Source organism: Nonomuraea sp. NPDC050540, from assembly GCF_044457485.1.
Lineage (GTDB): Bacteria > Actinomycetota > Actinomycetes > Streptosporangiales > Streptosporangiaceae > Nonomuraea.
Genome location: NZ_JBITHA010000001.1, coordinates 784778 through 799316, shown reverse-complemented (window position 1 = coordinate 799316; position 14539 = coordinate 784778). Strand labels below are relative to the sequence as shown.

The following is a 14539-nucleotide window of genomic DNA, read 5'->3' as shown; positions in this document are numbered from 1 at the left end:
TGGGATTCCGACCGCAAGTGTGCCATGCGAGATGCCCGACCGGTTCGGTAACGCCGGGATGCGTCCATTCGATCACTCCCCGACTACCTCGGAAATGCCGGTAGCTTTGTGGGGTGCCGGACTCCCATCTGCCCCCAGTCGAAGAGCTTCTCAGCGCCGCCGTCACCGCCCTCGGAGGGAGCGAGCGGGCCGGCCAGATCGAGATGGTGCGGGCCGTCCAGCGGGCCATCGACACCGAGGAGCACGTGGCCGTCCAGGCGGGCACCGGCACCGGCAAGTCGCTGGCCTACCTCGTGCCCTCGATCCGCCACGCCATGGGCACCGACTCCCCCGTCGTCGTCTCCACCGCCACCATCGCGCTGCAGCGCCAGCTCGTCGACCGCGACCTGCCCCGCCTGGCCGAGACGCTGGCCAAGGAGCTGCCCCACGAGCCGTCCTTCGCGATACTCAAGGGCCGGCGCAACTACCTGTGCCGCTACAAGGCCACCGCCGGCTGGCCGGAAGAGGACGAGCAGGACCAGCTCTTCGACCCGCGCGAGGTCAGCGCCACCGGCCGGATGGTCCAGCGCATCCAGGAATGGGCGGAGGAGACCGAGACCGGCGACCGCGACGAGCTCGTGCCCGGCGTCAGCGAGCAGGCCTGGCGGCAGTTCTCGGTGAGCGCCCAGGAGTGCCTGGGCGCCCAGCGCTGCCCGAGCGGCGCCGAGTGCTTCGCCGAGATGGCCAGGGCCCGCGCCGGCGAGGTCGACGTCGTGGTCACCAACCACGCGCTGCTGGCCATCGACGCCATGGGCGAGATCCCGGTGCTGCCCGAGCACGAGGTCGTGGTCGTCGACGAGGCCCACGAACTGGTCGACCGGGTCACCTCCGTGGTCACCTCCGAGCTGTCGGAGGCGTCGGTCTCGCTGGCGGTGCGCCGCGTGGCCCGCCTGATCGACCAGCCGGTCTCCGACCAGCTCATGGAGGCGGGCGAGGATCTCAAGGCGCTGCTGGCCGCGGCGCCGGCCGGCCGTATCGACGAGCTGCCCGAGGTGCTCGGCCTGACGCTCGCGCTCGTGCGCGACTCGGCCGCACGATGCGTGACCGCGATGGGTCCGCGCGGCGCCGACAAGGACGACCCGGAGCGCGCCGGGCAGCGCAAGGCCGCGTTCAACGCGCTCGACGAGGTCCACGACACCGCCGTACGCATGCTGGAGGCCTACGGCCACGCCGCCGAGGAGGACCGCGCCGAGGTCGTCTGGCTGGAGGACGGCAACGACCGCCGCCCGCCCGTCCTGCGCGTCGCGCCGCTCAACGTCGGCGGCATGCTGCGCGACAAGCTCTTCGGCGAGCGCACGGTCGTGCTCACCTCCGCCACGCTCGCGCTCGGCGGCACGTTCGACGGCATGGCGCGGCAGTGGGGCCTGACCGACGACAAGGGCTGGAACGGCCTGGACGTCGGCTCCCCCTTCGACCACCCCCGCGCCGGAATCCTCTACGTCGCCAAGCACCTGCCACAGCCCGGCCGCGACGGCCTGCCGCAGCAGTACCTCGACGAGATCACCGAGCTGATCGAGGCGGCCGGCGGGCGCACGCTGGGCCTGTTCTCCTCGATGCGCGCCGCCAAGGCCGCCACCGAGGCGCTGAGGGAGCGGCTGGACGTGCCGCTGCTGTGCCAGGGGGACGACTCGACGATGCTGCTGGTGAAGCAGTTCGCGGAGTCCGAGCCGACCTGCCTGTTCGGGACCCTGTCGCTGTGGCAGGGCGTCGACGTGCCCGGCCCCTCGCTGCGGCTGGTCATCATCGACCGCGTGCCGTTCCCGCGGCCTGACGACCCGCTGACCTCGGCCCGCCAGCGCCACGTGCAGGCGCGCGGCGGCAACGGCTTCATGACCGTGGCGGCCACGCACGCGGCCCTGCTGCTCGCGCAGGGCACGGGGCGGCTGCTGCGCTCCATGGACGACAAGGGCGTGGTGGCGGTCCTCGACCCACGCCTCGCCACCGCCCGCTACAGCGGCTTCCTCCTCGGCTCGCTTCCCCCGTTCTGGCGCACCACCGACCCGGCCGTCCCCCGCGCCGCTCTGAAGCGCCTCTCCGGCGCTTAAGGGCTTTCCATCCGTTACGGCGAGCCGCCCCACCCGCCACCCGCCGACGTGCGCGGGCGCAGATCGGGGGGATCGCTTCTCACGCCGGACGGGCCGACCACCGTCACGGCGCCCTCTTGGCACGCGCCAGGGCGCCGAAGACACGAGCCGCAGCGTTACGGGCACAAGACGAGGCGCTTCGTGCCGGGTCCCGAAGGGCGGCGAGGCGCGTGTCCGCGGGGCGCCGTAACGGATGGAAGCCCTGAAGAGGAGAAGAGGGAGGGTGGTGGTGGCGGCGTCCGCCCCGACGCCGCCACCACGCTCCCTCGGTCAGTACACGTCGAGTCAGGCACGTCGCCGTGCTCTGCCCCTCCAGTCCCGACGGGAAGAGAGCCTAGGAGACGCCGCTTTTGATTGGCTTTTTCGCCCTATGACCAGGGGGTCAGGTCGGGGCGTTTCGGGAGGACGCCATCGCCTGAGCTGGTTCCGCGCAGGCGGCGGGTGACCCAGGGCATCAGGTGCTCCCTGATCCACTGGGCGTCCTCGCGCCGCTTGGCACGGGGGTCCAGCGCGCGCTCCGGCCACTCCTTCTGCCACGACTCGTCGAACGGCACCCCGAGCACGTCCAGGACCCGGGCGGCGACCAGGCGGTGGCCGTCCTCGTTCATGTGGAGGCGGTCGGCGCTCCATGCCCGCCAGTCGCGCAGCCCCTGCATGGACCACTGGTCGACCAGGCGGCAGCCGTACAGGTCGGAGATGGAGCGTACGTGCAGGTAGAAGACGGCGAACTTGCCGCGCATGTGGCGCATCAGCGGGGTGTCGCGCGGGTCGACGCCGGTGAACAGCAGGACGTCGGCGCCGGCCGCGCGCAGGGTACGGGCGGCGGCGGCGAGCTTCTTGGCCATCGTGTCGGGGTCGCTGCCGGGGCGCAGCAGGTCGTTGCCGCCCGCGCACAGGCTCACCAGGTCGGGGGCCATCTCGGCGGCCACCGGGACCTGCTCGGCGACGATCTGGTCCATCAGCTTGCCGCGGACGGCGAGGTTGGCGTACCGGAAGGCGGGGTGGTCCACGGCGAGGCGCTCGGCCACCCGGTCGGCCCAGCCGCGGTAATGACCGTTGGCGCCGGGGTCGTTCAGGCCTTCGGTGAAGCTGTCGCCGAGCGCGACGAAAGAGCCGTAGTGCCGCATTACTTGCTTGCCATCTCCATGATCGCGTGCAGGGCGAGGACGTAGGAGCGTAGCCCGAACCCGGCGATCGTGCCGGTCGCCACACCGGCCACCACCGAGTTGTGGCGGAACTCCTCCCGCGCCGCGGGATTGGAGATGTGCACCTCGACCAGCGGCGCGGTGCGCTGGGCTATCGCGTCGCGCAGGCCGTAGGAGTAGTGGGTGAACGCGGCCGGGTTGAGCACGACCGGGATCCTGCCGTCGGCCGCCTCGTGGATCCAGCCGATCATCGTGGCCTCGTCGTCGGTCTGGCGTACCTCGACCTCGACGCCGAGCTCGCGGCCGGTGGCCCGGCACAGCTCGGTCAGGTCGGCGAAGGTCTCGGCGCCGTAGACGTCGGGCTCGCGGGTGCCGAGGCGGCGCAGGTTGGGGCCGTTGAGCACGTAGATCATCGCGCGATCTCCTTGTACGCCGCCGCCAGCAGTTCCTCGGCCGGATCCTCCAGGCGGCCCGGCTTGGCCAGGCCGTCCAGGACGACGAAGCGCTGCTTGGCGCCGCGGTTCTTCTTGTCCATGCGCATGTGCTCGCGCAGTTCCGGCCAGGCGTCGGCGCGGTAGGAGGTCGGCAGGCCAACCGAGGTGAGGATGCTCCTGGTCCGCTCGACGAGGTCGGCCCGGCCCGACAGCCGCGACAGCTCGGCGGCGTACATCATGCCGATGGCCACGGCCTCGCCGTGACGCATGAGGTAGTGCTCGTGCCGCTCGATGGCGTGGGCCAGCGTGTGGCCGTAGTTGAGGATCTCGCGCAGGCCCGACTCGCGCAGGTCGGCGCCGACGACGTCGGCCTTGACCTGGATCTTGCGCTCGATGAGCTCGCGGGTGTGCTCGCCCTCGGGCCGGGTGGCCGCGTCGGGGTCGTCCTCGATCAGCATGAGGATCGTGGGGTCGGCGATGAACCCGCCCTTGATGATCTCGGCCAGGCCGGCCACGTAGTCGGCGCGCGGCATCGACGGCAGCGTCGCCAGGTCGCACAGCACGCCGGCGGGCGGCAGGAAGGTGCCGACGAGGTTCTTGCCCTCGGGGGTGTCGATGCCGTTCTTGCCGCCGACCGCGGCGTCGACCATGGCCAGCAGCGTCGTCGGGACGAGCACGACCTTGATGCCGCGCAGCCACGTGCCCGCGACGAACCCGGCCAGGTCGGTGGTCGCGCCGCCGCCCACGCCGACGACCGCGTCGGAGCGGGTGACGCCGTAGCGTCCGAGCGCCGACCACAGCCCGGCGGCCACCTCGACACTCTTGGCCTGCTCGCCGTCGGGCACCGGCAGCTCGACCACGTCATAGCCGGCCCCGGTCAGCGCCTCACAGACCGGACGGGAGATCTCGGGCAGCGTCGAGGGGTGCACGACCGCGACCGTGCGCACGCCCTCGCCCAGCAGGCCGGGCAGCTCGCCCAGCACGCCGGTGCCGATGACGACGTCGTACGGGCTGTCGCCCTTGACGGTGATCCTTCCGACGCTCACGCCCCGAGCCCCTTCACGATCTCCTCGACGAGCTCGGCGGGCTCGCGCCCGTCGGTGGCGACCGTGAGGACGGCCAGCCGCTCGTAGATCGGGCGCCGGGCCTCCATGAGCTTCTTCAGCTGGCTGCGCGGGTTGAGCACCAGCAGCGGCCTGGCCGAGGCGAGCCCGACCCGCTGCACCGCGTCGGTCAGCCCCACCTGGAGGTAGACGACCGGGTGGCCGGCGAGCAGTGCCTGGGTGTCCTCGCGCAGGATGGCGCCGCCGCCCAGCGCCAGCACGCCGTCATGCCCGGCCAGCGCCTCGCGTACGGCCTCGAACTCCAGCTCGCGGAAACGCTCCTCGCCGTCCTCGATGAAGATGTCGCTGACCGGCTTGCCGGCGACCGCCTCGACGTCGGCGTCGGTGTCGCGGTAGCCGACCCCGAGCTTGTCGGCCAGCAACCGGCCGAGAGTGGACTTCCCCGACCCGGGCGGCCCGATGAGTACAGCGCGGCTCATTTGATCACCATTGACGACAGGTAGCCGGACAGGTTGCGGGCGACCTCCTCGACGGAGTCGCCGCCGAACTTCTCGAGCGCCGCGTCGGCCAGCACCAGCGCGACCATGGCCTCGGCCACGATGCCGGCGGCCGGGACCGCGCAGACGTCGGAGCGCTCGTGATGGGCCTTGGCCGCCTCGCCGGTCAGGACGTCGATGGTGGCCAGCGCCCTCGGGACGGTGGAGATGGGCTTCATCGCGGCGCTGACCCGCAGGATCTCGCCGTTGGTCATGCCGCCCTCGACGCCGCCCGCGCGGTTGGTGACGCGCTTGACGCCGTCTTCGGTGGTGTACTCGATCTCGTCGTGGGCGCGGGATCCGGGACGGCGGGCGGTCTCGAAACCGTCGCCGACCGCCACGCCCTTGATGGCCTGGATGCCCATGAGCGCCCCGGCCAGGCGGGAGTCGAGGCGGCGGTCCCAGTGGGTGTAGCTGCCCAGGCCGGGCGGCAGGCCGTACGCGAGGACCTCGACGACGCCGCCGAGCGTGTCGCCGTCCTTGTGCGCCTGGTCGATGACGGCGACCATCGCGGCGCTGCCCTCGGCGTCGGAGCAGCGCACCGGGTCGTCGTCGATGCGCTGGAGATCGCCGGGGCCGGGCAGCATCTCGGCCGGGGTGCGCGCGCCGCCGATCTCGGTGACGTGGCTGACGATGTCGACGCCGAGCGCCTGCTTGAGGAAGCGCCTGGCGACCTCGCCGAGCGCGACCCGGGCGGCGGTCTCGCGGGCGCTGGCCCGGTCGAGGACGTTGCGGGCGTCGTCGAAGCCGTACTTCTGCATGCCGGCCAGGTCGGCGTGGCCGGGGCGGGGACGCGAGCGGGGCGCGTTGCGCGCCATGCCCGCCAGCTCGGCCGGGTCGACCGGGTCGGCCGCCATGACCTTCTCCCACTTGGGCCACTCGGTGTTGCCGACGCGGATGGCGACGGGGCTGCCCATGGTGCGGCCGTGGCGCACACCGCCGGCGATCGTCACCTCGTCCTGCTCGAACTTCATCCGGGCGCCGCGCCCATAGCCGAGGCGGCGGCGGCGCAGCGCCTCGTCGATGGCGGCCGTGGTCACCTCGACCCCGGCCGGCAGGCCCTCCAGGATGGCAACGAGTTCGGGGCCGTGGGACTCTCCGGCGGTCAACCAGCGCAACATGCCCCCAAGTCTTCCATGCGTGGCAGTGTGCTGATGTCGGTGTTCAGTTGCCGAGACAGAGCGCGCCGAGCGCCCCGAGCAGCATGAACGGCCCGAACGGGAACTGGGTGTCGCGCCCGCCCCGTTTGGTGGCCAGCAGCCAGACGGCGTAGAGGGCGCCGAGGAGCTGCCCGCCGAGCGCCGCGGCCACCCACTGCTCCCAGCCGAGCGCGCCCGCCGCCATGCCGATCAGCCCGGCCAGCTTGACGTCGCCGAGGCCCATGGCGGTCGGTCTGGCGAACCACAGCACGCCGTACAGGAAGGCCAGCGCGGCACCGCCCAGCAGGGCCCGCGCCACCTCGCCGGTGGGAACCAGCGTGAGCGCCAGCAGAGGATAGGCGGGCAGCGTGAGCACGTCGGGCAGCCGCGAGGTACGCCAGTCGACGACCGCCAGCGCGAACCCGGCCAGCACGAAGAAGAGGTACGGCAGGCCCGCCCGCCAGACCACCAGCGCGCAGATCACGGCACCGGCCAGCTCGAACCAGGGCGGGAACCGATACCGCGGCCACCGCGCCAGCGCCCGCCTGGCCTCGGCCCGCGTGTCGGCGGGCTCGGCCTCGAACCCGTCGGCCATCGCCCGGACGTACCCGCCCCAGAGCAGCCCGGCGAACGCGCTGACCGCTATGAGGAGGCCGCCCACCCTCCGAGCGTAACCACGCGCACCCACCCCGCACAGCCGAAAGAGCCGGCCCGTGCGCACAGGCGCAGAGGCGGTCTTCTCATCGGCGAAGAGCCGCCCGTCGCACCCGCGACAGGCTCGGCACGCGGCGTCCATCCACCGGCCCCCGAGCGGGGCCATGCGGCTAGTTCCGGCGCCAGGGCCAGCGCAGGCCGCGCCTGGCCGGTTCGAGGCGGGCGACGGTGACGCCCTCCGCGGTGGCGCCGGTGGCGATCGCGGCGAGCGCCGCCAGCACTTCGCCCTCGATGACGAAGGACACGGGGCCGGCCACGTCCACCACCACGGCGGCGGCCTTCTCCGCGGCGGCCGCCCGGCACACGTCGAGGGTGCTCACCTGGATCGGCCGCGCGTCGGGCCGCCACAGGGCGAGCGACCGCGCCGAGGTGAAGGCGAGCACCGCCTCCCGTCCGTCCTGGCCGACGAGCTTGGGCAGTGCCATCTCGCTTTCCTTCTCCTGCCTGAGCCCGTGCTCGCCGACCTCGGAGGAGGTCAGCAGCGCCACGACGGGCACCAGCAGCCGCGCGCCGCTCAGCGCCGACAGCACCTGGGACGCGTCGGCCTCGCCCGCCGCGTAGGCGGACAGCGCGGCGGCGACGGCGGCGTCGGCGCTGCCGTCGTCATCGGGTACGAGGGGCTGCGGAATGCTCGGCACAACGCACGAGGTTACGCCCTGCCGCGCCCTGCCGTCGCAGGGCACCGGCACGACGCGGCAGGGCACGGCGGGCTACGCCAGGGCGGGCTTGAGCAGGGTCAGCACCCCGGCGTCGGCGTCGAGGCGGGCGGGCACGCCGACCGGGTAGGTCTGCATGGGGACGTTGTGGCCGATGTCCGCCCCGGCCAGCACCGGCACGCCGAGGTCGCCGAAGCGATCGGCGAGCAGCCGTTCCACGTCACCCGGGTCGCCGCACTCGGTGAACGTGCCGAGCAGGATCCCGGCCACCCCGTCGGTGTAGGTGGAGCGGCGCAGCTGGGTGAAGATGCGGTCGAGGCGGAAGGTGTATTCGTCCACGTCCTCCAGGAACAGGATGGCGCCCTTGGCGGGCAGCGAGGTGTCGGTGCCGACGCCGGCGGCCAGCAGGCTGGCGTTGCCGCCGACGGTGACGCCTTCCGCCACACCGGGCACGATGGCGCGCGCGCCTGCGAAGCGCAGCTCGGTGACCGGCGTGGTGATCATGGCCATGAGCTTGTCGAAGGCGTAGGAGCCCGCGCCCTCGTGGAAGGCGTCGCAGGCGACCATCGGCCCGAAGAAGCTGCCCCACCCGAGCTTGACGGCCACCGCCTCCAGCAGCGCGGTCACGTCGGAGTAGCCCGCCACGACCTTGGGCGCCGCCGGGTCGATCCGCGACCAGTCGACGAGCTCCAGCGTGCGCTGGGCGCCGTAGCCGCCGCCCGCCATGAGCACTCCCGCGTACGCGGGGTCGGCCAGCGCCCTGGTGAGGTCGGCGGCGCGCAGGGCGTCGTCACCGGCGAGGTAGTCGAAGCCGGTCCCGGCGGCCCGCGCGGAGTCGAAGACCTCGGGCTCCAGCCCGAACGCCTTGAGCGCCGCGACGCCGCCCGCCAGCTTGGTCTGGTTGCACGGGCTGGAGGCGACGATGACGGCGACCCGGTCGCCGGGGCGCAGGGCGGGCGGGGGGATGAGGCGGTTCACTGAGGTACCTCCGAACAGGCCACGGAATCGGCCGGGGACAGGACGGGCAGATCGATCGTTTCGCATCCGGCGACACGGACGGGACACCTGGGGTGGAAGCGGCATCCTGCGGGCACGCGGGTGGGGTCGGGCGGTTCGCCGGTCAGCACGATCCGCTGGGGCGAGTCGGGCAGGACCGACAGCAGCGCCCGGGTGTAGGGGTGGCGGGGCCGGAGCAGGACGTCCTCGACGGTGCCGGTCTCGACGATCCTGCCCAGGTACATGACCGCGACCCTGTCGGCGATGTTCCAGGCCAGGCCGAGGTCGTGGCTGACCACGAGCGCCGACAGGCCCAGCTCGTCGCGCAGGGACAGGATGAGCTTGAGGATCTCGCCGCGGACGGAGGCGTCCAGCGAGGCCACGGGCTCGTCGGCGACGATCACCGCCGGGTCGAGGGCGAGCGCGCCCGCGATGACCACGCGCTGCTGCTGCCCGCCGGACAGCTCGTGCGGGAAGCGGCGGTAGAACTCCTCCGGCGGCCGCAGCCCGGCCTTGGAGAGCGCCTCCCGCACCCGCTCATTCAACCCCCCGCCACGCTGTCGCCCCTCGCTCTCACCGCGCGTGCGCCTTTCAGGCTCGCGGGGCGGCCGCGCCTCCCCGGTGCGGGGCGGCAGCTCGTCGCTGTCGTGAGGTGGAAACCCCTCCGGGGCGCGGGACCGCGGCTCTTCGCCCTCGCCTCTGCCGCCCAGCCACGCGGTGTCCTCGGCGTGCGGCGGCCGGTCGCCTCTGCCACGCGGCCGACCGCCTCCTCCGCGCGGCCACTCGGTGTGGAGCGGTCGTCCGGCCCCGGCACGCAGGCGCCCACCACCCTCGCCGTGCAGGCGGGGGCCCTCGGCGACGGCGTCGAAGACGTTCTGGCGGGGGTTGAGCGCGCCGCCGGGGTCCTGGAGGACGAGCTGAACGCGCCGGCGGAAGGCGCGCATGCGGCGCGGGTCCAAGGGCACGCCCTGGTACAGGACCTGGCCCGAGGTGGGGGGCACGAGGCCGACCAGCGCCCTGGCCAGCGTGCTCTTGCCACAGCCGGACTCGCCGATGAGGGCGACGATCTCCCCGGGCCGTACCTGGAGGTTGACGCCGTCGACGGCGCGCGCGGGCGGGCGGCCGCCGCGGGCGGGGTGGACGACGGTCAGGTCGCGGGCCTCAAGCATGGAGCTCTCCTTCCAGCACGCGCACACAGGCCGCGGTCCGCGCGGGTCCGCTCGGCCACAACACGACCTCCCCGGTACGGCAGGCCTCCCCCGCGTCCCCGCACCGGGGCGCGAACGCGCACCCCGCGCCCAGGTCGGCCCCGCGGGGAGGATCTCCGGCCAGGCCCACCGGGTTGCGGCGGGAGCTGGGGTCGCCGATGGCGGGGAAGGCTCCGGCCAGGGCCCTGGTGTAGGGGTGCCGGGGGTCGCCGATGAGTTCGCGGGCGGGGCCCTGCTCGACGATCCGCCCGCCGTACATGATGGCGAGGGTGTCGCAGAGCTGGGCGAGGACGGACAGGTCGTGACTGATCATGATGACCGCGATGCCGGACTCGCGCACGAGGCCGGACAGCAGGTCCATGATCTGCGCCTGGACCATGACGTCGAGGGCGGTGGTGGGCTCGTCGGCGATGATCAGGTCGGGGCGGCAGGCCAGCGCCATCGCGATCATGATGCGCTGGCGCTGGCCGCCGGAGAACTCGTGCGGGTAGCCGCGCAGCCGCTCAGGTGGCAGTCCGACGCCCTCCATCAGTTCGGCGGCGCGCTGCCCGGCCTGCTTCCGGGTGGTCTTGTCGTGCAGCAGAATCGGCTCGCACAGCTGCTCGCCGACGGTGCGCACCGGGTTGAGCGCGCTCATCGCGCCCTGGAACACGACCGAGGCGGCCGACCATCGCACGGCGCGCAGCCGGGCCCAGCGGGCGGTCAGCAGGTTCTCGCCCTTGAAGATGACCTCGCCGCTGACCTGGGCGCTCGCGGGCAGCAGGCGCAGGAGGCCGAGTGCCATCGTGGACTTGCCGCAGCCCGACTCGCCGGCCACGCCGAGGGTGCGGCCGGGTTCGAGGGTGAAGCTGACGCCGCGTACGGCGGGCGTACCTCCATAGGCGACGCGCAGGTCGCGGACCTCAAGCATGCTGCACCATCCGGGGGTTGAGCAGGTGTTCCACGGCGCGGCCCGTCAGCGTGAAGCCGAGCACGACGAGCAGGATCGCCAGGCCGGGCGGCATCAGGTACCACCAGGCGCCGGCGGTGACGGCGCCGCCGGAGAAGGCGGTCTGCAGCATCGAGCCCCAGGTCACGCTGGTGGGGTCGCCCAGGCCGAGGAAGGTCAGGGTGGCCTCGGACAGGATGGCCGACGCGACGGTCAGGGTGCTGGAGACCAGGACGAGCGGCATGACGTTGGGCAGCACGTGCCGGAGCATCACCTGGCGGTTGCCGGCGCCGAGCGCCCTGGCGCGTTCGATGAAGGGCCTGGCCTCCACGGCGAGCGTCTGGGCGCGGACGAGGCGGGCGGTGGCCGTCCAGGAGGTGACGGCGATGGCGATCGTGATGGAGGCGGCGCCCTGGCCGAGCACGGCCGACAGCGAGATGGCGAGCGGCAGGCTGGGCAGGGCGATGAACCAGTCGGTCACGTGCATGAGCGCCTGGCCGACGCGGCCCTGGTAGTGGCCGGCGAGCAGGCCGACGGCGGTGCCGAGCAGGACGGTCAGCGCGGTGGCGATGAGGCCGATGCTCAGCGACTCGCGGCTGCCCCAGATGACCAGGTGGAGGATCGAACGGCCGGCCAGGTCGGTGCCGAGCGGGTAGGCGGCGCTGGGCGGGGCCAGGCGCGGGCCGTCGACCCTGACCACGTCGAGCTGGTCGTCGCCGATGTGCAGCGGGGCGGTCAGGGCCAGCAGGGCGAAGGCTGCCAGCACGCCGATCCCCCAGAGGCCGGAGCGCTTCATTGGACCCGCACCCGGGGGTCGAGGAAGCGGTAGGCGAGGTCGGCCAGCAGGTTCATGAGGATCACGCTCGCGCTGAAGATGATGAAGGTGCCCTGCAGGAGCGGCAGGTCGGGGATCTTGAGTGCCTCGTAGGTGAGGTAGCCGAGTCCGGGCCAGGAGTAGACGGCCTCGACGGTGATGGCCCCGGTCACGAGCGTGCCGAGGTGCATGAAGATCATCGTCACGGAGGGCAGCAGCGCGTTGGGCACCGCGTGCTTCCTGCGCACATCGGCGTCGGTCAGCCCTTTGGCGCGGGCGGTCAGAAGGTATGGGCTGCCGAGCTCGTCGATGACGGACGAGCGCATCACCGTCACGTACTGGGCGAAGACCACCAGCACCATCGTCAGCGCGGGAAGCACCAGGTGGCGGGCGACGTCCAGCACGTGCTCGAGGCCGGTGGCGGCCAGCGACGGGTCGGTCATGCCGCCGCTGGGGAACCAGCCGCTGAACAGCACGAGCAGGATCATCCCGAGCCAGAACGTGGGCACCGACCACAGCGTCAGCGAGGCGCCGGAGGAGACCTTGTCGAACAGGCTGCCGTGCCGCCAGCCGCTGTGCACGCCCAGCCAGAGCCCGAGCACGATGGAGATCGCCGCCGCCGCGCCCATGAGCAGCAGCGTCGGCCCGAGGCGCTCGGCCACCAGCGAGGAGACCGACTGCTGGAACTGCCAGGAGAAGCCCAGCTCGCCGCGGAGCGTGTCGCCGGCGAAGGTGAGGAAGCGGTACCAGACCGGCTCGTCCAGGCCGAGCTGGACGCGGATCTGGGCGAGCTGCTCCTCGCTGGTCGGCCGCCCCCTGGTGAGCGTACGCACCGGGTCGGCCGGCATCAGGCTGAAGATCACGAACCCGATGACCAGCGTGACCAGGAAGCTCACCAGGGCCGCGGCGACCTTCTTGCCGAGGTACCTACTCACGGTCGGCCCCGCCCGCGCGGCGGCGCCAGACGAGCACGCCGCCGAGCACCACGGCCAGGGCGATCCCGCCGGCGACCCAGGTCATGCCGTTCCAGGAGCCCTCGGCCTTGGCCGCCGTCGTCGCGGTGACCGGGGCGGCGTTGAGGTAGCTCCAGAAGGCGGTCTGCGACGGGTGGACGCCGTCGGCGTCCGGCTTGCCGAGCGTGAGGCCGGTGACGGTGTCCTTGCGCGCCACGTCCAGGCCGTCGGCGTAGTAGTAGATCTGGTTGACGTTGGCGGCGTAGAGGATCTCCTGCATCTGGGCGATGACCTTGGCCCGCTCGGCCTGGTCGAACGTGGTGAGCTGCTTCTTGAACAGGTCGTCGAAGGCGGCGTCACAGAAGAAGGAGTCGGTGTTGCCGCCGGTGCCGTCGTCCTTGGGCAGGGTGCCACAGCTCTGGATGCCCAGCAGGTACGTGGGGTCGGGCCCGGTGGTCCAGGCGTCCATGAGCAGGTCCCAGTCGCCCTTGGCCAGGTCGCTGTTGAGCGCGCTCATGCTGAGCGACTGGATCGTCAGCTTGATCCCGATCTCCTTCATCCAGCCCACCACGTAGCCGGAGATGGCGGCGTCGGCCGCGTCGTCGGAGTGGATGCCGAAGCGGAAGGCGAGCGGCCTGCCGCTCTTCGGGTCGGTGCGCACGCCGTCGGCGCCCTTGGTGTAACCGGCCTCGTCCAGCACCCGGTTGGCCTGCGCCGGGTCGTACGGGGTCGGCTGGGCCGGGGTCCAGAACCACTGCGGCCAGGCCGGCGGCAGATAGCCGTGGCCGAGCCGGCCCACGCCGTCGATCACCTTCGTGACCAGCGTCTGCTTGTCGGTGGCCAGCGCGATCGCCTTGCGCAGCGCGGGGTCGCCGAGTGCCGGGTGGCCCGTGCCGATCTTCTTGCCGGACCGGGTGCGGGCGTTGTGGTTGATCTCCAGGCCCATCCAGCCGTTGCCGACCGTCCGCACCGCCGCGATCTTCGGGTCCGCCTGGAGCGCCTTGAACTGGGTCGGGTTGACGCCGGCCTTGTAGTCGATCTGGCCGCTGCGCAGCGCCGCCACGGCCGCGTCGCCCGACTTGAAGCTCTGCAGCACCAGGGTGTCGAACTTCGGCGGGCCGAGCACGAACTCCTTGTTCGCGGTGAACTTGGCGTACTGCTCCTGCTTGTACTCCGTCAGCGTCCACGGGCCGTAGCCGACCAGCGGGAAGACGTCGTTCTTGACGTCCTTGAGGTTCTTGGCCAGCGGCTCCCAGACGTGCTTGGGCACGATCGGGATGCCGCTCATCGGGTGGCTCACGTACGGCACGCTCGCCTGCGGCGCCTTCGTCCTGATCACGAGGGTCGCCGGGCCCTCGGCGGCGACCTTCTCGAAGTTGGAGACCAGGGAGCCGTTGGCCGTGCCCGCGACCGCGTCCGTCATGATCAGGTTGAGGGTCCAGGCGGCGTCCTCGGCGGTGATGGGCTTGCCGTCACTCCACTTGAGGCCCTCCCGGATCGTGAACGTCCAGGTGAGCCGGTCCGCCGACGGCTCCCACTTCGTCGCCAGGTACGGGCCGGGCGCGCCGCTGGGGTCCAGGGAGTTCAGCGACGGGTAGACCATGCCGAACGTCTCCAGGGCGCCGTTGAAGAACGCCAGGAACGGGTTGAGCGTGTCCACGCCCGAGCCGTCCATGGCGGCGCGGAGCACGGTGGACCGCGCGGGGGGCGCCGCCGCGCCCGCGGGAGCCGCGGGCACGGCGAACGCCAGGGTGAGCGCGCAGAGGCCGGCGCCGATCCGTCTCATGGGGGGTGCTCCTTCCGGTCAGGTGTGAGAATGCTGACCAGAT

The 14539-nt window shown here is 72.5% G+C and carries 14 protein-coding genes; 1 reads left to right on the top strand and 13 read right to left on the bottom strand.

The genetic code is table 11. From position 1 onward, the window contains the following. Positions 1-113: 113 nt before the first annotated feature. Positions 114-2084, top strand: coding sequence for an ATP-dependent DNA helicase (locus ACIBI5_RS03645; protein ID WP_397242790.1), 1971 nt, complete (start codon positions 114-116; stop codon positions 2082-2084). A 407-nt stretch (positions 2085-2491) separates the two neighbouring features. Here the strand turns inward: ACIBI5_RS03645 and ACIBI5_RS03640 are convergent, their stop codons facing one another. The 13 genes from ACIBI5_RS03640 to ACIBI5_RS03580 all read right to left on the bottom strand — a co-directional run bounded on the left by ACIBI5_RS03640 (position 2492) and on the right by ACIBI5_RS03580 (position 14496). Continuing rightward, positions 2492-3250 (bottom strand): SGNH/GDSL hydrolase family protein, encoded by a 759-nt coding sequence (locus ACIBI5_RS03640; RefSeq protein ID WP_397242788.1) that lies wholly within the window; start codon positions 3248-3250, stop codon positions 2492-2494. Further along, positions 3250-3681, bottom strand: coding sequence for a type II 3-dehydroquinate dehydratase (aroQ, locus tag ACIBI5_RS03635; protein WP_397242786.1), 432 nt, complete (start codon positions 3679-3681; stop codon positions 3250-3252). Before aroQ ends, ACIBI5_RS03640 begins: the two co-directional genes overlap by 1 nt. After that, positions 3678-4748 (bottom strand): 3-dehydroquinate synthase, encoded by a 1071-nt coding sequence (aroB, locus tag ACIBI5_RS03630; RefSeq protein WP_397242784.1) that lies wholly within the window; start codon positions 4746-4748, stop codon positions 3678-3680. Before aroB ends, aroQ begins: the two co-directional genes overlap by 4 nt. Then, positions 4745-5245 carry a shikimate kinase gene (locus tag ACIBI5_RS03625; RefSeq protein ID WP_397242782.1) on the bottom strand — a complete coding sequence of 167 codons (501 nt, stop codon included), beginning with the start codon at positions 5243-5245 and terminating at the stop codon, positions 4745-4747. The genes aroB and ACIBI5_RS03625 overlap by 4 nt, the downstream gene beginning before the upstream one ends. Continuing rightward, positions 5242-6423, bottom strand: a complete 1182-nt coding sequence (gene aroC / locus ACIBI5_RS03620; RefSeq protein ID WP_397242780.1) for a chorismate synthase — start codon at positions 6421-6423, stop codon at positions 5242-5244. Before aroC ends, ACIBI5_RS03625 begins: the two co-directional genes overlap by 4 nt. A gap of 43 nt (positions 6424-6466) precedes the next feature. After that, positions 6467-7102 (bottom strand): prepilin peptidase, encoded by a 636-nt coding sequence (locus tag ACIBI5_RS03615; protein ID WP_397242778.1) that lies wholly within the window; start codon positions 7100-7102, stop codon positions 6467-6469. Between the two features lie 163 nt (positions 7103-7265). After that, on the bottom strand, positions 7266-7793 hold the full coding sequence (locus ACIBI5_RS03610) for an SseB family protein (protein ID WP_397242776.1): 528 nt from the start codon (positions 7791-7793) through the stop codon (positions 7266-7268). Between the two features lie 72 nt (positions 7794-7865). Further along, entirely contained in the window at positions 7866-8789 is a 924-nt protein-coding gene (locus ACIBI5_RS03605) for an LD-carboxypeptidase (RefSeq protein ID WP_397242774.1), read from the bottom strand. Next, positions 8786-9976: an ABC transporter ATP-binding protein gene (locus ACIBI5_RS03600; RefSeq protein ID WP_397242772.1), complete on the bottom strand. Its 1191-nt coding sequence runs from the start codon at positions 9974-9976 to the stop codon at positions 8786-8788. Before ACIBI5_RS03600 ends, ACIBI5_RS03605 begins: the two co-directional genes overlap by 4 nt. Further along, entirely contained in the window at positions 9969-10925 is a 957-nt protein-coding gene (locus ACIBI5_RS03595; RefSeq protein WP_397242770.1) for an ABC transporter ATP-binding protein, read from the bottom strand. Before ACIBI5_RS03595 ends, ACIBI5_RS03600 begins: the two co-directional genes overlap by 8 nt. After that, the gene (locus ACIBI5_RS03590) at positions 10918-11739 is read right to left on the bottom strand and encodes an ABC transporter permease (protein WP_397097458.1); all 822 of its coding nucleotides are present in this window, start codon (positions 11737-11739) and stop codon (positions 10918-10920) included. The genes ACIBI5_RS03595 and ACIBI5_RS03590 overlap by 8 nt, the downstream gene beginning before the upstream one ends. Continuing rightward, complete coding sequence (locus ACIBI5_RS03585) at positions 11736-12692, bottom strand: ABC transporter permease (RefSeq protein WP_397242768.1); 957 nt, start codon at positions 12690-12692, stop codon at positions 11736-11738. The genes ACIBI5_RS03590 and ACIBI5_RS03585 overlap by 4 nt, the downstream gene beginning before the upstream one ends. Further along, positions 12685-14496, bottom strand: a complete 1812-nt coding sequence (locus ACIBI5_RS03580) for an ABC transporter substrate-binding protein (RefSeq protein ID WP_397242766.1) — start codon at positions 14494-14496, stop codon at positions 12685-12687. Before ACIBI5_RS03580 ends, ACIBI5_RS03585 begins: the two co-directional genes overlap by 8 nt. Positions 14497-14539 lie beyond the last annotated feature (43 nt).